At 69.8% G+C, this 20,934-nt stretch carries 15 protein-coding genes; 5 read left to right on the forward strand and 10 right to left on the reverse strand.

The window, feature by feature from the left end; all coding sequences use genetic code 11:
* Window positions 1-6 precede the first annotated feature (6 nt).
* Window positions 7-963, forward strand: coding sequence for a chitinase (locus SACE_RS18845; protein WP_009947864.1), 957 nt, complete (start codon window positions 7-9; stop codon window positions 961-963).
* Between the two features lie 216 nt (window positions 964-1,179).
* Here the strand turns inward: SACE_RS18845 and SACE_RS18850 are convergent, their stop codons facing one another.
* Both SACE_RS18850 and SACE_RS18855 read right to left on the reverse strand, forming a co-directional pair.
* The gene (locus SACE_RS18850; RefSeq protein WP_031334478.1) at window positions 1,180-2,145 is read right to left on the reverse strand and encodes a magnesium transporter CorA family protein; all 966 of its coding nucleotides are present in this window, start codon (window positions 2,143-2,145) and stop codon (window positions 1,180-1,182) included.
* A 144-nt stretch (window positions 2,146-2,289) separates the two neighbouring features.
* A complete protein-coding gene (locus SACE_RS18855; RefSeq protein WP_009947862.1) occupies window positions 2,290-3,690 on the reverse strand; it encodes an FAD-binding oxidoreductase in 1,401 nt (466 codons plus the stop codon).
* Window positions 3,691-4,098: 408 nt separating this feature from the next.
* Between SACE_RS18855 and mmuM the strand changes: the two genes are divergently transcribed.
* Window positions 4,099-4,992: a homocysteine S-methyltransferase gene (mmuM, locus tag SACE_RS18860; RefSeq protein ID WP_009947861.1), complete on the forward strand. Its 894-nt coding sequence runs from the start codon at window positions 4,099-4,101 to the stop codon at window positions 4,990-4,992.
* Window positions 4,993-4,999: 7 nt separating this feature from the next.
* On the opposite strand, the gene SACE_RS18865 is transcribed toward mmuM, so the two are convergent.
* Window positions 5,000-5,398, reverse strand: a complete 399-nt coding sequence (locus SACE_RS18865; protein WP_011874184.1) for a DoxX family protein — start codon at window positions 5,396-5,398, stop codon at window positions 5,000-5,002.
* A gap of 184 nt (window positions 5,399-5,582) precedes the next feature.
* Here SACE_RS18865 and SACE_RS18870 point away from each other — a divergent pair, with 184 nt between their 5' ends.
* The 3 genes from SACE_RS18870 to SACE_RS18880 all read left to right on the forward strand — a co-directional run bounded on the left by SACE_RS18870 (window position 5,583) and on the right by SACE_RS18880 (window position 8,570).
* Window positions 5,583-6,335 (forward strand): sugar isomerase domain-containing protein, encoded by a 753-nt coding sequence (locus SACE_RS18870; protein ID WP_009947858.1) that lies wholly within the window; start codon window positions 5,583-5,585, stop codon window positions 6,333-6,335.
* Window positions 6,336-6,472: 137 nt separating this feature from the next.
* Entirely contained in the window at window positions 6,473-7,867 is a 1,395-nt protein-coding gene (locus tag SACE_RS18875) for a PepSY-associated TM helix domain-containing protein (protein WP_009947857.1), read from the forward strand.
* A 1-nt stretch (window position 7,868) separates the two neighbouring features.
* Window positions 7,869-8,570, forward strand: coding sequence for a DUF5134 domain-containing protein (locus SACE_RS18880; protein ID WP_009947856.1), 702 nt, complete (start codon window positions 7,869-7,871; stop codon window positions 8,568-8,570).
* Between the two features lie 67 nt (window positions 8,571-8,637).
* Here the strand turns inward: SACE_RS18880 and SACE_RS18885 are convergent, their stop codons facing one another.
* The 7 genes from SACE_RS18885 to SACE_RS18915 form a co-directional block, all read right to left on the reverse strand.
* On the reverse strand, window positions 8,638-9,531 hold the full coding sequence (locus SACE_RS18885) for a methylenetetrahydrofolate reductase (protein WP_009947855.1): 894 nt from the start codon (window positions 9,529-9,531) through the stop codon (window positions 8,638-8,640).
* Between the two features lie 109 nt (window positions 9,532-9,640).
* Window positions 9,641-10,528: a mycobacterial-type methylenetetrahydrofolate reductase gene (locus tag SACE_RS18890; protein WP_009947854.1), complete on the reverse strand. Its 888-nt coding sequence runs from the start codon at window positions 10,526-10,528 to the stop codon at window positions 9,641-9,643.
* Window positions 10,529-10,855: 327 nt separating this feature from the next.
* Entirely contained in the window at window positions 10,856-12,316 is a 1,461-nt protein-coding gene (gene ahcY, locus SACE_RS18895; RefSeq protein WP_009947852.1) for an adenosylhomocysteinase, read from the reverse strand.
* Between the two features lie 59 nt (window positions 12,317-12,375).
* A complete protein-coding gene (gene metH / locus SACE_RS18900) occupies window positions 12,376-15,945 on the reverse strand; it encodes a methionine synthase (protein ID WP_009947851.1) in 3,570 nt (1,189 codons plus the stop codon).
* 56 nt (window positions 15,946-16,001) lie between these two features.
* Window positions 16,002-16,976 carry a carbohydrate kinase family protein gene (locus tag SACE_RS18905; protein ID WP_011874185.1) on the reverse strand — a complete coding sequence of 325 codons (975 nt, stop codon included), beginning with the start codon at window positions 16,974-16,976 and terminating at the stop codon, window positions 16,002-16,004.
* A 363-nt stretch (window positions 16,977-17,339) separates the two neighbouring features.
* Complete coding sequence (metK, locus tag SACE_RS18910; RefSeq protein ID WP_044547445.1) at window positions 17,340-18,542, reverse strand: methionine adenosyltransferase; 1,203 nt, start codon at window positions 18,540-18,542, stop codon at window positions 17,340-17,342.
* Window positions 18,543-18,600: 58 nt separating this feature from the next.
* The gene (locus tag SACE_RS18915; protein ID WP_009944851.1) at window positions 18,601-20,307 is read right to left on the reverse strand and encodes a glycine/sarcosine N-methyltransferase; all 1,707 of its coding nucleotides are present in this window, start codon (window positions 20,305-20,307) and stop codon (window positions 18,601-18,603) included.
* Between the last annotated feature and the right edge of the window lie 627 nt (window positions 20,308-20,934).

Consider the following 20,934-nt stretch of genomic DNA (forward strand, 5'->3'; position numbering starts at 1 on the left):
GTCCCGATGAGATCCCTGCCCACGCTGCTCGCCGCGGTCGCGGCCGCCGTTCTCCTACCGGTGGCCGCGCCCGCGGCCGGAGTTGAGCGCGCCGCGACGATCAGGACGGCGCCCTACGTCGACATCACCCGGGAGTCGCCGACGCTGCCCGAGATCGCGCAGGCCACCGGGCAGAAGCACTTCACGCTCGCCTTCGTCCTCGGCAGCAGCGCGGGATGCGATCCGCAGTGGGGAGGGCAGATCCCGCTGACCGAGCCGCGCATCGTCGACCAGGTCACCAGGCTGCGGGAGATGGGCGGCGACGTGATCGTTGCCAGCGGCGGCGCACTGGGCCCGTACCTGGAGCGCTCCTGCCGCACCGCCGACGAACTGCTCGCCGCGTACCGCAAGACGCTCGACGCCGTCGGCGCCAACCACCTCGACATCGACGTGGAAGCGTCGATCCCGCACGACGTGGTCAACGAGGCGCTGGCCCGGCTCCAGGCCGAACGCGGCACCGAGATCAGCTACACCCTGCGGGTGCAGAGCGACGACACCGGGCTCGACCCGTACTCCTACCAGGTCTTGCAGAGCGCGGCGGCGCACGGCGTCGACGTCCTGGTGAACCCGATGACGATGGAGTTCGGCTCCAGCAAGCCGTGGGGTGACGCGGTGATCGCCGCGGCGGAGAGCACGCTGGGGCAGATGCGCCAGATCTGGCCGGGCCTCAGCGACGCCGAGCTGAAGGCGCGGCTCGGCGTCACACCCATGATCGGCCGCAACTTCAACGGCAAGGTCTTCGACCAGAGCCACGCCCGGCAACTGGTCGACTGGGCCGCGGCCAACAGGATCGGGCTGCTGTCGTTCTGGTCGGCGGGCCGCGACAACGGCCGCTGCCCGGGAGGACCGGTCGCACCGGACTGCAGCAGCATCGCGCAGTCCGACTACGAGTTCACCCGGATCTTCGGAGCTTTCGCCGGCTAGGCGGTGCGGCCGGAGGGCCCATACGAGGAGCGTCCGAGAAGTAGTCGGCCAGCGCGCGAGCAACGCGCCCCGGACGTCCGACGTTGTCGGCGGCGAGATGGCACCGCGATGGCACGGGGCATGAACTGCGGGATCCGGGAGTCCCTCGTGCCTTTGGCGACGATGACCATGGCCGCCGCCCGGCGTCCCGAGCCGGCCGGCGTTCCGCGGCGGTGCCTACAGCCAGTCCCGCTTGCGGAACAGCGCGTACAGGCCGACCGACAGCACGACGATCGAGACCAGGGACGCCCAGAAACCCCACACCTGCTGGAAGCCCGGGTAGGGCACGTTCTGGCCGTAGAAGCCGGTGACCGCGGTGGGCACCGCGATGATCGCCGCCCAGCTGGTCACCTTCTTCATGATCGTGTTGAGCCGGTAGCCCTGCAGGTTGAGCTGCGTCTCGCGGATCGTCGTGATCAGGTCGCGCAACGACTCGGTCCACTCCGATGCGCGCAGCACGTGGTCGTGGACGTCCTGGAAGTACGGCTGCATCGCCTCGTCGACCAACCGCATGTCGTGGCGCATGAGGTTGCCGACGACCTCGCGCATCGGCACGACCACGCGCCGCAGGTGCACCAGGTTCTTGCGAACCTGCAGTGAACGCCGCTGCAACCAGGTGTGGTCGGGGCGGTCCTCGAAGACGAGGTCCTCCAGCTGCTCTATCTGGTCGTCGAGCGCCTGCGCGGTGTCGAAGTGGCCGTCCACGACGTAGTCGAGCAGACCGTGCAGGAGGAAACCGACTCCGCTCTTGGCGCCCTCGGCCGCGGCGTCCCACCGGGCGAGCACCGCCTGGATGTCGAAAGCCTCGTCCTTGCGGACGGTTACCAGTGCCTGACGGGTCACGAAAGCGGCGACCTCGTGGCACCGCAACACCTCGCCGTCCATGCTCACCGCGTAGGCGGTGAGGAAGGAATGCGAGTCGTAGCAGTCGACTTTGGCGCGCTGTCCCTCGTGGACGGCGTCCTCGACCGCCAGCGCGTGCAGCCCGAGCTCCTCGCTGATCGCCGCGAGTTCCGCCTCACCGGGCGCGCAGAAGTCCAGCCACACGGTCGCGTCCGGATCGAGCAGATGGTCTGAAACGTCCGCTACGGGGAAGTCCTCCGCTTCGAGAATTCCGTTGCGGTACAAGCGCGTTCGGGCCATGACAGGACACCGTAGACTGCCCCGGCGCCGCTGTGTGGCGGATGTGGCGAAGCCATCGGCGGACCGCGACAGTGCGGCATGCCGGCGGCCACGGCGCAGCATGCCGGCGGGCACGGCGCGGCCACCGGCAGCCGTCTCCCCCGGTCAGCTCCCGGGGTCGCCGAACACCTTTCCCGGGTTGAAGATGCCCCGCGGGTCCAGGGCGTTCTTCACCGCGTGGTGCATGCCGACGACGGCCGGGCTGAGCTCGGCGTGCAGGCCCCTGCGCTTGAGCAGCCCGACGCCGTGCTCGCCCGTCACGGTGCCGCCCAGCGCGATCGCGTCGTCGACGATGTCGTCGAACGCGCGCTGCGCGCGCAGCTTCGCTTCCTCGTCCCCGGCGGCGGTGATGATCAGCGGGTGCAGGTTGCCGTCCCCGGCATGGGCGATGTTGGCGATGTGGGTGTCGTGGCGCCGCGCCGAGGCCTCGATGCGGGCCAGCATCTCCGGGACCGCCGCGCGAGGCACGCACACGTCCTCGGTCAGCAGCGGCCCGAGCCGCTCCAGCGCCGGGTAGGCCAGGCGGCGGGCCTGGAACAGCGCGTCGGCCTCGTGCTGGTCGGTCGAGACCGCGCTCCAGGTCGCACCCGCCTGGTCGAAGCAGCGGGCCAGCGTCTCGACCTCGTGGTCACCGGCCGCACCGGGGCTGTCGGAGCGCCCGAGCAGCAGCACCTCCGCCTCGGCGCTGAGTCCCATCTGCTTCCAGGCGTCCACCGCCTCCAGGCAGTGCTTGTCGAGCAGTTCCAGCGCGGAGGGCACCACGCCCGCGGCGGCGACGGCCGCGACCGCCTCGCCCGCGGCCACCAGCGTGTCGAAGTAGCCGACCACGGTGCGCTCCGGCGCTCGCACGCCGGGTAACAGGCGGACCGTGACCTCGGTGATGACGCCGAGCGTGCCCTCCGACCCGACGAACAGGCCGCACAGGTCGTAGCCCGCGACGCCCTTGGCGGTCCGCCTGCCCAGCCGCACGACCTCGCCGTCGCCGACGACCGCCTCCATCCCGAGCACGTAGTCGCGAGTCACGCCGTACTTGACGCAGCAGACCCCGCCGGCGTTGGTGGCCACGTTGCCGCCGATGGTCGACCACGGCGAGCTGGCCGGGTCCGGCGGGTACCACGCGCCCTGCTCCAGGCAGGCCGCGCGGAGGTCGTCGTTGACCACACCGGGCTGCACCACGGCGAGCTGTTCGCGGGGGTTGATCTCGACGATGCGGTTCATCTCCGCCAGCGAGAGCAGCACGCAGCCGTCCAGGGCGTTGGCCCCTCCCGACAGCCCGGTCCCGGCGCCCCTGGGCACGACCGGCACGCCCAGGCGCGAGCAGATCCGCACCGCGGTCGCGACCTGCTCGGTGGTGCTCGCCCGCACCACCGCCGCCGGCTTGCCGTGCGGGGCCCACTCCGCCTCGTCGTGGGCGTATCGGGCCATCGAGTCGGGATCGGTCAGCAGGCACCGCTCGGGCAGTTCCGCCCGCAGCGCCGCGACGACGCCCTCCGGAAGGTCCGGCATGTCTCCTCCGTTCAACGCACCGCCGTGCACGGTATCCCGCGGGCGGTGCCGCAACGGAGCGTCGCCCGGGATCTGGGCGCAAGAACCGTGTCGCCCTCGTCCCGACCGGCCCAATGGATGAGGCGCGGGCAGGGCCGGTCCCGCGGGCGTTCCGCGCTGTCCAGCACCGCCGACCGCCAGGCACGCCGGACCCGCTCGGAGGTGATCCACATGTCCGCACCGATCACCCTCGTGTCGTTGCCCAGCCCCGCAGTGTCCCCGTCCTGGAAACATCTTCGACATCGACTCCGAGCACCCCGTCGAGAGCCTCATGCGGCTCGGGGCGGTCCGGCCGCTACCTGTAGGACATCTGGGGTGGCTGAGGACAGGACGCCGCGCGCCTGCCACCGCGACGCCTATGGTGGGTGCGTGCCGTTCCCCGACCTGTGCAGCAGCGCCCCGCTCGTGCTCGACGGTGGCCTGGCCACCGAACTGGAGGCCAGGGGCCACGACCTCTCCGACGAGCTGTGGTCGGCGCGGCTGCTGCACGACGCGCCGGAGGAGATCGTCGCCGCGCACGAGGCGTTCTTCCGCGCCGGTGCGGTCATCGCCACCACCGCCAGCTACCAGGCGAGCTTCCCCGGTTTCGGCGCGCGCGGGATCGGTCGCGGCGACGCCGCGGCGCTCATGCGCCGCAGCGTCGAGCTGGCCCGGCAGGCCGCCGAACGCCTGGAGCCGGACCGGCCGAGGTGGGTCGCCGCCTCGGTCGGGCCCTACGGCGCGACACTCGCCGACGGCTCCGAGTACCGCGGACGCTACGGGCTGACCGTCTCGGACCTGGTCGGTTTCCACCGGCCCCGGCTGGAGGTCCTGGCGGGCGCCGGGCCGGACGTGCTCGCCCTGGAGACGGTGCCCGACCTCGACGAGGCGATCGCCCTCGTCGAGGCGGTCGACGGCATCGGCGTCCCGGCCTGGCTCTCCTACACGGTGGCCGACGGGCGCACCCGGGCGGGGCAACCGCTCGCCGAGGCTTTCGAGGTGGCCCGCGACCACGAAGACATCGTCGCCGTCGGCGTCAACTGCTGCTCCCCCGCCGAGGTCGCCCCGGCACTGGCGATCGCCCGGCAGGTGACCGGCAAACCCGTCGTCGCCTACCCCAACAGCGGCGAGGACTGGGACGCGCACTGCCGCACCTGGACGGGCGCGTCCCGGTTCCCGGGCACCGCGGCGAGCGCCTGGGCGCACGAGGGCGCCGCAGTCATCGGCGGCTGCTGCCGGGTGCGGCCCGACGACATCGCCGACCTGGCCGCCACCCTGCCCTGAGCGGGTCTCAGCGACCGGTGAGCTGGTACTTGCGGCTCCACGCGACGAAGGCGAAGAGCAGCATCAGCACGACCGTCATGACCGCGGCCCCGGGCATGGCCAGCACGGTCAGGTTGGCGACCGTCGCGCAGAGCATCACGATGGCCAGCCCGAGCGCGGCCAGCGGCGACAGCCGGGGGATGAGCAGCCCGACCGCTCCGGCCAGCTCGACCGCGCCGGTGAGGTAGCGGAACCACTGGCCGAACCCGATGAGGTCGTAGGTGGCGACCGCGGTCGGGTCGCCGAGCAGCTTCGGCAGCGATGCGAAGGCGAAGAACGCCGCGAGCAGGACTTGCAGCACCCAGAGCGTCACGTTCATCGCTCGGCCGGGGCGGGCGGGTGTGGTGTCGACGTGTTCGGCGGCCATGGTCATTCCTCCGGGAGGTCGGGATCCGGCGTGTCGCCGGTCCGCGTCAGCAGCCCCGAGCCGAGGCGATCCGCGGCTCGGGCCAGAAGCATCTCAGCGGACTCCGACAATTGCCTCCGCCACGGGCGGGCGGGCCGCGCATAGAGTCGCCGATGGCAGATCAGCGCGAGCGCTGGAGGCGCAGATGGCGGTGAGCGGGAACGAGTTCGTCCGGACGGCGCGCGAGATCTTCGACGGCGTCGCCACCGGCCAGGCCGAGGCTGTCGGCCGGGCCGCGGAGCTGGTGACCGGCTCGGTGCGGGCCGGCGGCGTCGTGCACGCCTTCGGCACCGGGCACTCGCAGGCGCTGGCGATGGAGATCGCCGGGCGGGCGGGCGGCCTGGTGCCGACGAACATGATCGCGCTGCGCGACCTGGTCGTCCACGGCGGCGAACCACCGGGCGTCCTGTTCGACCCGCACCTGGAGCGGACGCCGGAGGTGGCCCACCGGCTCTACGAGCTTGCCCCGGTCAGCCCGCAGGACGTCTTCGTCGTCGCGTCCAACTCCGGGGTCAACGGCGCGGTGGTGGAGTTCGCCAGGCTGGTCGCCGAGCGCGGCCACCGGCTCGTGGCGATCACTTCGCGCCAGCACTCCGAGCAGGTGAACTCCCGGCACCCGTCCGGCAAGCGGCTGGCGGACTTCGCCGACGTGGTGCTCGACAACGGCGCGCCCTACGGCGACGCGGTGCTCCCGCTGCCCGGCGGCGGAGCGGTGTGCGGGGTCTCCTCGATCACCGCCGCGCTGCTGGCGCAGATGCTCGTGGCCGAGGTGGTCAGCGCGCTGCTGGCCGCCGGGGAGGCACCGCCGGTGTACCTGTCGGCCAACATCCCGGAGGGCGACGAGCACAACCGCGCGCTGGAGGAGCGCTACGCCGGTCGCATCCGCCGCGGAGCCTGAGCCCGCACCCCCGGCAGCGGCCCGCGCGGCCGATCCATTTCGCTCGGCTCCCCGGGAACCGAGACCGCCCCTGCGACGACCTGTGGTCGAAGGTCGACTCCGGACGAGCGGAGCGGCGGAGCGGTTCTAGGAGTGACATGGCGCCCGATGAGCAGTTGGTCGACGAGACGCCCGCGAAACCCGGCATCCGGGAGCCCGGATCTTCGGAAGCACCCCGGCAGTCGTGGTGGCAGGCGGTGCGGCCGCTGGTGCTGCGCCTGCACTTCTACGCCGGGGTCCTGGTCGCGCCGTTCCTGGTGGTCGCCGCGCTGACGGGGCTGCTCTACGTCTTCACCCCGCAGCTGGAGCAGCACGTCTACGACCACGAGCTGCACGTCCCTCCCGCGGCGACGAGCCATCCGCTCACGGCCCAGGTGGAGGTGGCCCGTGCCGTCCGCCCCGGCGACTCGCTTAAGTCGGTGCGCCCGGCGCCGACGCCGACCGACACCACGCAGGTGATCTTCAACGCCCCGGACCTGCCGGAGAGCTACCGGCGCACGGTGTTCGTCGACCCGCACACCCTCGAAGTGCGCGGGGTGCTCGACACCTACGGCAGCGGCCAGGCGCTCCCGCTGCGCGCCTGGGTCGACAACCTGCACCGCGGCCTGCACCTGGGCGACGCCGGGCGCCTCTACAGCGAGCTGGCCGCGAGCTGGCTGTGGGTCGTCGTGCTCGGCGGGCTCGCGTTGTGGATCGCTCGCAGGCGGCCCCGCCGCAGGCTGCGCGCGGTGCTCGCGCCCGAGGTGCGCCGGGCGGGTCGGCGCGGAACGCTCTCGTGGCACGGGGCCACCGGCGTGTGGCTGGCCCTCGGGCTGCTGTTCCTGTCCGCGACGGGGCTGACCTGGTCGGTCCACGCCGGGGAGAACATCGGGGCGCTGCGGGAGTCGCTGTCCTGGGAGACCCCAACCGTCCCCACCGAGTTGCCTGCCCGCTCCACGGCGCGGGGCGACGTCGGGTTCGACCGGGTGCGGGAGGCCGCGGCCGAACACGGGATCACCGGCGCGGTGGAGATCGCCCCACCCGAGGACGGCGGTGCCTACACCGTCCAGCAGGTCCAGCGCCACTGGCCCACCCAGCAGGACTCGGCCGCCGTCGACCCCGCGAGCGGCGCGGTCACCGCGACGCTCCGATTTGCCGACTACCCGCTCATGGCCAAGCTGTCGAGGTGGGGCATCGACGCGCACATGGGGCTGCTGTTCGGCTGGGTCAACCAGCTCGTGCTGCTCGTGCTCGGACTCGGCCTGACCGCGATGGTCTTCTGGGGCTATCGCATGTGGTGGCTGCGCGGACCGGCCTCCGGTTTCGGCAGGCTGCCCGCGCGCGGCGCGTGGCGCCGGGTGCCGGGCCGGGTGATGGCGCCGGTGATCCTCGTCGCCGCGTTCGTCGCCTACGCCCTGCCGGTGTTCGGAGCCTCCCTGCTGTTGTTCCTGGCCGTGGACGCCGGGCTCGTAGCCCTCGCGCGCCGCACCGCCGACCCGACCCCGGGAGCCTGACGTGATCGAAGCACTGCTGCTGCGCTGGGTCCTCACCGCCCTGTTCGCCGGTACCGCGCTGTGGTCGCTCACCCGGCTGGCCGCCCGGGGCTCCGGCCTGGCCGACCGGGTCAGCTCGGCGGCCCACCTGCTGATGAGCGCCCTGATGGCGGCCATGGCGTGGCCGTGGGGCATGGCGCTCCCGGCGACGCCCCAGATCGTGCTGTTCGGGCTGGCCGCGCTGTGGTTCGCCTTCCTGGCGGGCAACCGACGCCGCACCGACGATCACCACGGGCACGGCTCCCCCGCGCTCGCGCACCTGCACCACGCGCTGATGATGGCGGCGATGGTGTGGATGGTGGCCACCATGCCGCTGCTGATGACGGGCCACTCCCCCGACTCCGGCCACGGCGGTCACCACCACTCGCTCGGTGCTTCGGCGAGCGGCATCGCCGCCGCGGGGCCGCTCCCGACCGGCCCGACCGGCCCGACCGGCGCGGTCGTCGCCGTCTCGGTGCTGCTCGGCGCGGCGTTCGTGCTGGCCGCGCTGCCGTGGACCGCACGGGCCCTGGACATCGGACGCGGCGCCCTGGACGCCGGAACCGGTGCGGCGGGTCCTACCGCCGCGGTGCCCGGCCGGACGCGGCGGGCAGTCGCCCTCGACAGCGCCTGCCACGCGGCGATGAGCTTCGGCATGGGCGTCATGCTGCTGACAGCGCTCTAGCCGCCCGAATGCGAAAACCGCCGCGCCCGATCCGGGATCGGGCGCGGCGGTCTGCGACTCGCGGGTGTCAGGTCGCCTTGAGCACCCCGTCGCTGAGGCCCAGGTTGCTCACGACCTCGCGGGTCGCCTGGGCGCGGTTCAGGCTGTAGAAGTGCAGCGCCGGGACGCCCTCGGCGATGAGCTTCTCGCACAGCTTGGTCGTGATCTCGATCCCGGCGGCGCGGAAGCCCGCGGGATCGCCTGCCAGCGGGTCGAGCACCGACGACACCGCGGACGGGATCGTCATGTTGCTCAGCTGCGTGGTCATGCCCAGCACCTTCGGCGTGGTGATCGGCATGATCCCCGGCAGCAGCGGCTGGTGGCAGCCCCGCTGGGCCAGCCGGTCGCGCAGCCGCAGGAAGTGCTCCGGCTCCAGGAACATTTGCGCCACCGAGAAGTCCGCCCCCGCACGCAGCTTGGCGACCATGTGCCGGGTGTCGGACTCCAGGTCCGCCGAGCGCGGGTGCATGTGCGGGAACGCCGCGACGCCCACGCAGAAGTCACCGCACTCGCGCACCAGCCGGACCAGCTCGTCGGCGTAGGTGATGCCCTCCGGATGCGGGATCCACTCGCCCATCGGGTCGCCCGGCGGGTCGCCCCGGATCACCAGCACGTTGCGGATGCCTTCGGCGGCGTAGGCGCCGATGACCTGCCGCAGCTCGGCGATCGAGTGGTTCACCCCCGTCAGGTGTGCCATCGGCAGCAGCGTGGTCTCGCCCGCGATCCGGCCGGTGGTGCGCACCGTGCGGTCGCGGCTGGACCCGCCCGCCCCGTAGGTCACCGAGACGTAGGCGGGGTCCAGCGCCTCGAACTCCCGGATCGCCTTCCACAGCAGCCGCTCTTCCTCGTCGCTCTTCGGCGGGAAGAACTCCACCGAGAACACCGTCCTGCCCGGCCGCAGCCGGTCGACGACCCGAGTCATGACTTGGCCTCTCCCCTTCCACGCGCGGCTCCGCAGCATAGTGGTCCGGCGCGTGGGGTGGCCCGGCGATGTGTGCCGCCTCGCTCCCGGCCCAGCCGGGCCACCGGGCTCAGGCGGGGCTCGGCGCCCAGTGCTCCAGCATCGCGGCGAACGTCTCGAACGCCGGCTCGTTGTAGCCGTAGGGCGCTTCGAGGTGGACGCTCAGCGGGAACCCGAGGCCGTGCACGCCGTCGATGACCCGCTTGTAGAGGTCGACGACCGCCTGCTTGCGCTGCTCGAAACCGAGTTCGGCGGTGCGGGCCACGAATTCCTGTTCCTTCGCGACGCTTTCGTTGCCCGGGTCCTGGATGAGCCACTGGATGAGCTTCTTCTTGCTCTCCACACCGGGGACGAACCCGAACGACAGCAGGATTTCGGGGCGGTGCGGCGTGGTTTTCGCGAATTCGCGGAGGAATTCCACGATGGCGTCGGAGTAGAGCAGCTGCGTCATTCCGTAGGTGGCGCCGCGCTCGCATTTGAAACCGAACCGGCCCTGCTCGCCTTCACGGGTCGGGATCAGGATCGACCCGCGGTGGGGAACCACGTCCTGGTACTTGGTGAGCGCGTCCGTCGGGGCCACACCGGGTCCCTCGCCGTCGGTCATGTTGCGGGGCACGCCGACGAACGCGATGCCGTCCATGTCCGCCTTGCGCAGGTCCTGCAGGCGCTCGCCCAGCTTCTGTTCGTCGTGGAAGGCGGTGACCTGCGTGCACAGCGCGCGCATGCCGTCGAGCTCGGGCTGGATGGCCCGCCAGAAGTCGATGGTGTCCATCTTCGGCCGGAAATCGACCGGGCGGTCCCCGTCCTCCTGGATGATGCCGGGGATCATCACGTGCCGGATCCGGCCCGCCAGCCCGCTCGACCGGCTGAGCTCGGCGATTTTCCTCCCTTCCGCAACGGCCTTCTGCTCACCGCCGTCGAGGTCGGGCGGAACCAGTTCGAGTGCGATGGTGTTCATCTCGGCCTCAGGTTTTCCTTCTGGTCGACTTCGGTCACCGCGGAGAGCGGAAGAATCCACGCCGCGAACCTGCCCGATGCGAGCAGGGACCGATACTCCTGCTGGAAGGTCTGTTCGCGAAAACCGCGAATCGAGGAACGCGGGAACCCTCAGCGGTTCCCGCTCGGGAAAAGGAGGGGGCGTTGTGGACGGTCATGTCGTCGGCGGCCCGCTTCGGCCGGGGGGCCGCGCCGTCGCGGAGCAATGTCCGCGGGCCCGGTGCGGTGGTCACCGCCCGCCGCACCGGGCGGTGACCACCGGTCGGCACCGTGGTGCCGCAGCGGCTGATCAGTACCGGTAGTGGTCGGGCTTGTACGGGCCCTCGACGTCCACACCGATGTAGGCGGCCTGCTCCTTGGTCAGCTTGGTCAGCTTGACGCCCAGGGCGTCCAGGTGCAGGCGGGCGACCTTCTCGTCCAGGTGCTTGGGCAGCACGTAGACCTGCTTGTCGTACTCGCCCGGCTTGGTCCAGAGCTCGATCTGGGCCAGCGTCTGGTTGGTGAACGAGTTCGACATGACGAAGCTCGGGTGCCCGGTGGCGTTGCCCAGGTTGAGCAGCCGGCCCTCGGACAGCACGATGATCGCGTGGCCGTCCGGGAAGGTGTACTCGTGGACCTGCGGCTTGATCTCGACCTTCTTGATGCCGGGGACCTTCTCCAGCCCGGCCATGTCGATCTCGTTGTCGAAGTGGCCGACGTTGCCGACGATGGCGTTGTGCTTCATCTTCGCCATGTGCTCGGCGGTGATGATGTTGAAGTTGCCGGTCGTGGTGATGAAGATGTCGGCCTGCTCGACGACGTCCTCGATCGTCTTGACCTCGTAGCCCTCCATCGCCGCCTGCAGCGCGCAGATCGGGTCGATCTCGGTGACGATCACGCGAGCGCCCTGGCCGCGCAGCGACTCCGCCGAGCCCTTGCCGACGTCACCGAAGCCGCAGATGACGGCGGTCTTGCCGCCGATGAGCACGTCGGTGCCCCGGTTGATGCCGTCGACCAGGGAGTGGCGGCAGCCGTACTTGTTGTCGAACTTCGACTTGGTGACCGAGTCGTTGACGTTGATCGCCGGGAACAGCAGCTCGCCGGTCTTGGCGAACTCGTAGAGGCGGTGCACGCCGGTGGTGGTCTCCTCGGTGACGCCCCGGATCTCCTTGGCGATCCTGGTGAAGCGGCCCTTGTCCTTGTCCAGGCTCTCGCGCAGGGTCGCCAGGACGACCTTGTACTCGTCCGGGTCCTCGTCGGTGGCCTGCGGCACCGCGCCGGCGGTCTCGAACTCGACGCCCTTGTGCACCAGCAGCGTGGCGTCACCGCCGTCGTCCAGGATCATGTTCGGGGACAGGCCGCCGTCGAACTGGAACAGCTGGTCGGTGCACCACCAGTACTCCTCCAGGGTCTCGCCCTTCCAGGCGAAAACCGAGGTGCCCTCGGGCTTCTCCGGAGTGCCGTTCGGTCCGACCACGACGGCCGCGGCGGCGGCGTCGTCGGTGGAGAAGATGTTGCAGGACACCCAGCGCACCTCCGCGCCGAGCTCGAGCAGCGTCTCGATGAGCACCGCGGTCTGCACCGTCATGTGCAGCGAACCGGCGATCCGCGCCCCCTTGAGCGGCTTCGAGTCCGCGTACTCCCGGCGAGTTGCCATCAGGCCGGGCATCTCGTGCTCAGCCAGGCGGAGCTGGTGCCGGCCCGCCTCCGCCAGCGACAGGTCCTTCACTGCGAACTCGATGCCGTTGACCTTCTGCAGCTTCGCGCTCATGGTTTCCTTTCTCGTTTTCCTGCGAACTCTCGTGGAGGTTCAGGTGTTGCCGCGTTCGATCAGGTGTTGAAGTACTTCGCCTCGGGGTGGTGGCAGACGATCGCGTCGGTGGACTGCTCGGGGTGCAGCTGGAACTCCTCGGACAGCACCACGCCGATGCGCTCGCTCTCCAGCAGCTCCACGATCTTGGCACGGTCCTCGATCTCCGGGCACGCGCCGTAGCCGAAGGAGAACCGGGCACCCCGGTAGCCGAGCTTGAAGAACTCCAGCACGTCGGCCGGGTCCTGGTCGGCCGCCGACGCACCGCCGGAGAACTGCAGCTCCCGGCGGATCCTGCGGTGCCAGTACTCGGCCAGGGCCTCGGTCAGCTGCACGCCCATCCCGTGGATCTCCAGGTAGTCCCGGTAGGAGTTCTTGGCGAACAGCTCGTTGGCGTAGTCGGCGATCGGCTGGCCCATGGTCACCAGCTGCATCGGCAGCACGTCGACCTGGCCGGTCTGCTCGGCCTTCTCCCGCGAGCGGAAGAAGTCGGCCAGGCACAGCCTGCGGTCGCGCTGCTGGCGCGGGAAGGTGAACCGCGTGCGCTCCGGGGCGTCGGGCTCCTCCTTGTCCAGCACGATCAGCGAGTTGCCCTCGGAGATCACCGGGAAGTAGCCGTAGACCACCGCGGCGTGCTGCAGGATCCCGGCCGTGGCCAGCTCGTCGATCCAGTACCGCAGCCGCGGCCTGCCCTCCGACTCCACCAGCTCCTCGTAGGTCGGGCCCTCGCCCTTCTTGGAGCCGCGCAGGCCCCACTGCCCGAAGAACGTCGCGCGCTCGTCGAGCAGGGCGAGGTAGTCGGCGACCGGGACGCCCTTGATGACCTTCGAGCCCCAGAACGGCGGGGCCGGCACCGGCGCGTCGGCGTCCACGTCGGAGCGGGTCGACTCGTCGTAGAGGTCGGGGATGTCGCCCTCGGCGGCCTTGCGCTTCTCGGCGATGCGCAGCGACCGCTCGCGGCGGGCCTTGCGCTCGGCCTTCTTGGCCGCCTCGGCCTCGTCCTCCTCCGGGGTCTCCCCGCGCTTGACGGCCATCATCCGGTCCATCAGGTGCAGGCCCTCGAAGGCGTCCTTGGCGTAGCGCACGTCGCCCTGGTAGACCTCGTCGAGGTCGTTCTCCACGTAGGAGCGGGTCAGCGCGGCTCCCCCGAGCATCACCGGGTACTTCTCGGCGATGCCCCTGGAGTTCATCTCCTCCAGGTTCTCCTTCATGATCACCGTCGACTTCACCAGCAGCCCGGACATGCCGATCGCGTCGACCTTGTGCTCCTCGGCGGCGTCGAGGATGGCGTTGATCGGCTGCTTGATGCCGATGTTGACCACTTCGTAGCCGTTGTTGGAGACGATGATGTCGACCAGGTTCTTGCCGATGTCGTGGACGTCGCCCTTGACCGTGGCCAGCAGCAGCCTGCCCTTGCCGCCGGAGTCGTCCTTCTCCATGTGCGGCTCGAGGTGCGCGACCGCGGCCTTCATCACCTCGGCCGACTGCAGGACGAACGGCAGCTGCATCTGACCGGAGCCGAACAGGTCGCCGACGATCTTCATGCCGCCCAGCAGGTTCTGGTTGATGATCTCCAGCGGCGGCTTCTCCTGCATGGCCGCCTCGAGATCGGCTTCCAGACCGTTGCGCTCACCGTCGACGATGCGCTTCTCGAGCCGCTCGAACAGCGGAAGCTTCGCCAGCTCCTCCGCGCGGGAGGCGCTGCTGGACTTCGCCGTCTGCCCCTCGAACAGCTCCATCAGCTTCTGCAGCGGGTCGTAGCCCTCGCTGCGGCGGTCGTAGACCAGGTCCAGCGCGACCTTGCGCGGCTCCTCGTCGATCTTGGTCATCGGCAGGATCTTCGAGGAGTTCACGATCGCCGAGTCCAGCCCGGCCTCCCTGCACTCGTTGAGGAACACCGAGTTGAGCACCTGGCGCGCGGCCGGGTTCAGGCCGAACGAGACGTTGGACAGGCCCAGCGTCGTCTGGACGTCGGGGTGGCGCTTCTTGAGCTCCCGGATGGCCTCGATGGTCTCGATGCCGTCCTTGCGGACCTCCTCCTGACCGGTGGTGATCGGGAAGACCAGGCAGTCGATGATGATCGCCGACTTCTCGAGGCCCCAGTTGGTGGTGAGGTCTTCGATCATGCGCTCCGCGACGCGCAGCTTCCAGTCCCTGGTCCGGGCCTGGCCCTCCTCGTCGATGCAGGTCACGACCACGGTCGCGCCGTGCTCGCGGACCATCTCCATGACCCGCTGGAACCGGCCGCCCGGCTCGGTGCCGTCCTCGTAGTTGACCGAGTTGACCGCGCACCGGCCGCCGAGGTGCTCCAGCCCGGCCTGGATCACGTCCGGCTCGGTGGAGTCGACCATGATCGGCAGCGTCGAGGCGGTGGCCAGGCGCGAGGCCAGCTCGCGCATGTCCTTGGTGCCGTCGCGGCCCACGTAGTCCACGCACAGGTCCAGCATGTGCGCGCCCTCGCGGGTCTGGGCCTTGGCGATCTCGACGCAGTCCTCGTAGCGCTCCTCGAGCATCGCCTCGCGGAACGCCTTGGAGCCGTTGGCGTTGGTCCGCTCGCCGACGTTGAGGATCGAGGCGTCCTGTTCGAAGGGCACCGTCTGGTACATCGACGACACCGACGGGATGACCTCGGGCGTGCGTTCGGGCGGCGTCAGCGACGCCACCGCCTCCGACACCGCCCGGACGTGCTCGCCGGTGGTGCCGCAGCAGCCGCCGACCAGCCGGGCACCGAAGTTGGTGACGAAGCCGGCCAGCGCCTCGGCCAGCTCGTCGGCCTTGAGCGGGTAGACCGCGCCGTTGGGGCCGAGCTCGGGCAGGCCCGCGTTGGGCATGACCGAGATCGGCACCCGCGCGTGCTGGGACAGCACCCGCAGGTGCTCGCTCATCTCGGCCGGGCCGGTGGCGCAGTTCATCCCGATCATGTCGATGCCCAGCGGCTCCAGCGCGGTCAGCGCCGCGCCGATCTCGGAACCGACCAGCATCGTGCCGGTCTGCTCGACGGTGACCTGCGCGATGATCGGCAGCCACCGGCCGGTCTGCTCCATCGCCCGCTTCGCGGCGACGATCGCGGCCTTGGTCTGCAGCAGGTCCTGCGAGGTCTCCACCAGGACCACGTCGATGCCGCCGTCGATCATGCCCAGCACGTTCTCGACGTAGGCGTCGCGCAGGTCGGCGTAGGGGGCGTGACCGAGGGTGGGCAGCTTCGTGCCCGGCCCCATCGAGCCGAGCACGAAGCGCGGCTTGTCCGGCGTCGAGTACTCGTCGGCGGCCTCGCGCGCCAGTCGCGTGCCCTTCTCGGCCAGGTCCCTGATCCGCTCCGGGATGCCGTACTCGCCGAGGTTGGCGAGGTTGGTGCCGAAGGTGTTGGTCTCGATGGCGTCCGAGCCCGCCTCCAGGAACCCGCGGTACACCGAGGACACCACGTCAGGCCGGGTCTCGTTCAGGATCTCGTTGCAGCCCTCGAGGTTCGCGAAGTCGTCCAGCGACAGGTCGTACGCCTGGAGCGCCGTCCCCATGCCGCCGTCGGCGACGAGCACGCGCTCACCGATGGCCGCGAGGAACCCGCTGGGATCGTTCTTCCGGTCTGCCATGACGCCTCTTATTCCCCTTCGCCCTCTCTGAAGCGAACTTCTTGCCCTCGCCGCCGTCAGCTCAGCAGCGACCGGATCTCGGCCGCGGCTTCCTCGCCGTAGGCGCCGGCGAACCGCTCGACGAACGAGCCCGGCTCGATGACGTACTCCTGCGGGCCGTCGGTCTCCAGCGAAACCGTCGCCAGCGTGCAGCCCAGCTGCACCGACCGCTCCAGGCTCAGCTCCCCGGCCAGCCCTGCCAGGAAGCCCGCGCGCAGCGCGTCGCCGACCCCGGTCGGGTCGCCCTTGCGCTGCTCCTGGGGCGGCGCGACCTCGATGGTCGGCGCCGACTTCGACTCGATCTTGACACCCTTGGGCCCGAGTGAGGTCAGCCACATGCCGACCCGGTCCAGCACCTCGGCGTGCGACCAGCCCGTGCTCTGCAGCAACAGGCTGTGCTCGTACTCGTTGGTGAACAGGTACTCGGCGTCGCCGACCAGCTTACGGATGTCCTCGCCGCCCATGCGCGCCAGTTGCTGCCCGGGGTCGGCGAGGAACTTGTACCCGCGGTCCCGGCACTCCTGGGTGTGGCGGACCATCGCCTCCGGGTCGTTGGGCGAGATGACCACGATGTCCAGGCCGCCGAGGCGGTCGGCGATCGGCTTGAGCTCGATCTCGCGGGCCTCCTGCATCGCACCGGCGTAGAAGGAGGCGATCTGGTTGAGGTCCTGGTCGGTGGTGCACAGGAAGCGCGCGGTGTGCTTGGTCCCCGAGACCCGCACCGACTTGGTGTCCACCCCGTGGCGCTCCAGCCACGCCCGGTACTCCTCGAAGTCCTCGCCCACCGAGCCGACCAGCACCGAGGTGGTGCCGAGCTGGCCGAGGCCGAAGGTGATGTTGGCCGCGATGCCCCCGCGGCGGACCTGCAGATCGTCCACGAGGAACGACAACGAGACCTGCTCCAGCTGGTCGGCGATCAGCTGCTCGGCGAACCTGCCGGGGTAGGCCATCAGGTGGTCCGTGGCGATCGAACCGGTCACCGCAATCCGCACTGCATTACTCCTTCACCAGGTTTGGGTGGACACGCCTGTCGCGGTCGTCACATCGATCCGGCGCCGGGCAGGCCGCTGCTGCGCGCCCCGCCCCCCCCGCCGGCCTCCGCCCGCTCGGCCGCCCAGCTTGCACGGGTGGCCGACCGGCTCCGGCGTCCGGCCCCTTCGCACACCGGGGTGCTCACCTCGTACTCGTCGTACTCGGCGAGCACCCCGGTCGCACGTGCGCTGTGAGGTGCCGCGGCACTCCACAGGGACTACAGACGCCATCGGAGGAACATTTGGCAAGCCGTCCCGCCGGAGTCCCACAGTGCGGGAAGCGGTGCTCCCGCGCGCGCCGGGAACTCCGGCCGGACGGCTCCGTCAGATACCGGCCGCGCTCTTGAGCGCCTCGGCGCGGTCGGTGCGCTCCCACGGCAGGTCGACGTCGCTGCGGCCGAAGTGGCCGTAGGCGGCGGTCGGCGCGTAGATCGGACGCAGCAGGTCCAGGTCGCGGATGATCGCGGCCGGGCGCAGGTCGAAGACCTCGTTGATGGCGGCCTGGATCTTGACCGGGTCGACGTTCTCGGTGCCGAAGGTCTCGACGAACAGGCCGACCGGGGCCGCCTTGCCGATGGCGTAGGCGACCTGCACCTCGATGCGGCTCGCCAGACCGGCGGCCACCGCGTTCTTGGCGACCCAGCGGGTCGCGTAGGCCGCCGAGCGGTCCACCTTCGACGGGTCCTTGCCCGAGAACGCGCCACCGCCGTGGCGGGCCATGCCGCCGTAGGTGTCGACGATGATCTTGCGGCCGGTCAGCCCCGCGTCACCCATCGGGCCACCGACGACGAAGCGACCGGTCGGGTTCACCAGCAGCCGCAGGTCGGAGGTGTCCAGGCCGACCCGCTCCAGCTCGGGGCTGATCACGTGCTTCTGGATGTCCTTGCTCAGCGTCGCGTCGAGGTCGACGTCCTCGGCGTGCTGGGTGGACAGCACCACCGTGTCGAGCCGGACCGGCTGGTCACCGGCGTACTCGATGGTCACCTGGGTCTTGCCGTCGGCCCGCAGGTACGGCAGCGTGCCGTTCTTGCGCACCTCGGTCAGGCGGCGCGACAGGCGGTGCGCCAGCGTGATCGGCAGCGGGGCGAGCTCGTCGGTGTCGGTGCAGGCGTAGCCGAACATCAGGCCCTGGTCGCCGGCGCCCTGCTTGGCGATCTCGTCGATGACGCCCTCGACCCGCGACTCGTGCGCGGTGTCGACGCCCTGGCCGATGTCCGGGGACTGCTGGCCGATCGCGACGTTCACACCGCAGGACGAGCCGTCGAAGCCCTTGACCGAGGAGTCGTAGCCGATCTCCAGGATCTTCTCCCGGACGATCGTGGGGATGTCCGCGTAGGCATCGGTGGTCACCTCACCGGCCACGTGCACCTGGCCGGTGGTCACCAGCGTCTCCACCGCCACCCGGCTGCGCGGGTCCTGCCGCAGCAGCTCGTCCAGGATGGAGTCGCTGATCGCGTCGCACATCTTGTCGGGGTGACCCTCGGTCACCGACTCACTCGTGAACAACCTGCGGTTGATCTCACTCACGGCTGATCCTCACCTCACAGCGGTTTCGGCTTCGATCCTTGCGTACGGACGGTCACTGTCAAGACTGCGCATGGAAGATCCCCCACGCCAGGTTGCCCGCGTTGCCCGCTTCGACCCAGTTGCGCAGGCCGGTCTTCATCCGGTTCCGGTAATCCTCGCCGATGCGGTCGGAGAGCTCCTGTTCGCGGCTCTCCAGCACCTCCAGCACCCGGCCGTAGTGCACCGGCAGGTACTCGCTGAGATCCTCGAAGTCCACGGTCTGCAGGCCCAGCCTGGCCAGCTCACGCCGGTAGAAGCCCGGCGAGCCCATGGTGTCCAGGTGCAGCCGGTCGAGGATCGGGCCGAGATCGGAGGTCCGGGCGCCGTCGGCGGCCATCGGGTCGGTGAATACGAACGAACCCCCGCCCTTCAGCACGCGGGTCACCTCTTCGAGGACCCGCTCCCGATCACCGCTGTGCAGGATCGCATCCTGCGACCAGACGATGTCGAAGGCATTGTCCTCGTACGGGATGTCCTCGAACGAACCGTCCTTGACCTCGATCAGCTCGTCGAGCCCCTCGGCCCGGTTGAACTCGATGTTGCGGGCGTTCTCCACCTCGCTGAGGTTCAGGCAGGCGACCTTGCAGCCGTAGGTGCGGGCCAGGTGGCGGGCCGCGCCGCCGTAGCCGGCGCCGATGTCGAGCACGCGGGTCTCGGGGGTGATCCGGACCTTGGCCGCCATCCGCTCGACGGTCCGGCGAGAGGCGCTGTCGATGTCCTCGTCGGGGCTCTGGTAGAGGCCGACGTGAATGTCGTTGCCGCCCCAGACGTGGAAGTAGAAGTTGTCGGCGTCCTCGGAGTTGTAGTAGTCGCGGGCGGTCGACACCGCACTCGAATAACCAGCGGAAAGCTGCTCCTCGGTGCGGTAGTTCTTCTCCGCAACGTGGATGAAGAAATCGGGTTCCGATTCCTTGTAGGTCTCCTGGAAATCGCCGTAGGTGTCGATCCGCTGGAATCCGACCTCGCGCATGAGCCGCCGCATGTAGTTCTTCCGCAGCGGATACATGTTCAGATAGAACTCGGATTTGTCCGGGAACGTGTACTTGAAGCGCGCGAGCCCGTCGTCGATGTAGTCGGGCTCAGCGGAAACGTCATCACCGGCGTAGTAGTAAGTGTGCTTGCTGGAGAAACCGGTGTCCAAGATCGAATCGTAGTTGCGTTGATCGATGATCAGGACACCGTCGTGCTTGAGCATGGCGTAGAACTCGGCCAGCGCCTTGCGGCGGTCGCGCTCGGAGAACAGGTGCGTGAAGGAGTTCCCGAGGCAGATGATCGCGTCGTACTCGCCGTGCACGTCGCGGTTGAGCCACCGCCAGTCGGCGTGCACCACCCGCAGGATGTGCCCGCCGTAGGTCAGGCCGTTGCTGAAGGCCTTGGCCAGCATCTGGGGGCTGCCATCAGCGCTGACCGCCTCGAAGCCCTCCTCCAGCAGCCGCACCGAGTGAAAGCCGGTGCCGGTGGCGACATCGAGCACCGAGCGGACGCCGCGGGCCTTGAGCTGGTCGATGAAGAAGCTGCCCTCGCTTTCGTAGCGCTTCTTCCAGTCGATGAGCTCGTCCCACTTGTCGACGAATCCGCCGACGTATTCGTGCGTGTAGTGGTCGGATTCGCGCACTTCCAACGGATTGTCGCCGAACACCTGCTCCTCGCGGGCCACCAGATCCGCGGTGCCGTCGATCGGACCGGTGCCTTCACTTCGGGCGAGGTCGTCCACGCTCTTGGCCATACTTCACTCCCACCGTTCGCGTTGGTCATGCGCCACTGCACCACTCGGGGACGCGCGAATTCCATACCCCGAGCTCGTCTCGCGGTCGTGCCGGGCCGCCACCGAAAAGCGGCACCGCAACCGGTGCGGGCAGCCGAGAAACGCTCAAGGCCGCGCTCGAACACCAGTCATCAACTCGGTCGGCACCCTTGTCGACCGGCCGACGCGAAATCCGTGCGTCGTGTAACCAAACTAGGCGAAGGAGATCGCAAAGCAAGCGTACGAACGTGTGACACTAATCACCGCAATGCGATGTTAGCGTGATTCCCATAGTCACCCTGGGTGAATAAATGCGCTGCTACCAGCGTATATTCCGACGATTTTGCCGGCGGATAACGATCGAGGAAGTGCGAGAGGTCGCGAAGTTGTGTATACTACGCGTGCGCACTACTTACCAAACAACTGAAAACAATGCAACCGCGGACCTCTACAAAAATGATCCAACGGGCGTCGCGGAGGATGTCGTTTTCTCTTTTTCACTGATTGGATCGCGTCGCGGACCGCGGATGTTACGATCCTCGGCGGCTCAGCGGTAGTGCCGCGACCAGGCCCGCTGACCACCGGTGACGGTCCGGGACCCGAACCACC

The sequence above is a fragment of the Saccharopolyspora erythraea NRRL 2338 genome (assembly GCF_000062885.1).
GTDB lineage: Bacteria > Actinomycetota > Actinomycetes > Mycobacteriales > Pseudonocardiaceae > Saccharopolyspora_D > Saccharopolyspora_D erythraea.

Bases quoted from the DNA above. Each gene is read 5' to 3' on its own strand.
- SACE_RS18845 (WP_009947864.1), top strand. From the start codon at position 7: ATGAGATCCCTGCCCACGCTGCTCGCCGCGGTCGCGGCCGCCGTTCTC.
- SACE_RS18850 (WP_031334478.1), bottom strand. From the start codon at position 2,145: ATGGCCCGAACGCGCTTGTACCGCAACGGAATTCTCGAAGCGGAGGAC.
- SACE_RS18855 (WP_009947862.1), bottom strand. From the start codon at position 3,690: ATGCCGGACCTTCCGGAGGGCGTCGTCGCGGCGCTGCGGGCGGAACTG.
- SACE_RS18865 (WP_011874184.1), bottom strand. From the start codon at position 5,398: ATGGCCGCCGAACACGTCGACACCACACCCGCCCGCCCCGGCCGAGCG.
- SACE_RS18870 (WP_009947858.1), top strand. From the start codon at position 5,583: ATGGCGGTGAGCGGGAACGAGTTCGTCCGGACGGCGCGCGAGATCTTC.
- SACE_RS18875 (WP_009947857.1), top strand. From the start codon at position 6,473: ATGGCGCCCGATGAGCAGTTGGTCGACGAGACGCCCGCGAAACCCGGC.
- SACE_RS18885 (WP_009947855.1), bottom strand. From the start codon at position 9,531: ATGACTCGGGTCGTCGACCGGCTGCGGCCGGGCAGGACGGTGTTCTCG.
- SACE_RS18890 (WP_009947854.1), bottom strand. From the start codon at position 10,528: ATGAACACCATCGCACTCGAACTGGTTCCGCCCGACCTCGACGGCGGT.
- ahcY (WP_009947852.1), bottom strand. From the start codon at position 12,316: ATGAGCGCGAAGCTGCAGAAGGTCAACGGCATCGAGTTCGCAGTGAAG.
- metH (WP_009947851.1), bottom strand. From the start codon at position 15,945: ATGGCAGACCGGAAGAACGATCCCAGCGGGTTCCTCGCGGCCATCGGT.
- SACE_RS18915 (WP_009944851.1), bottom strand. From the start codon at position 20,307: ATGGCCAAGAGCGTGGACGACCTCGCCCGAAGTGAAGGCACCGGTCCG.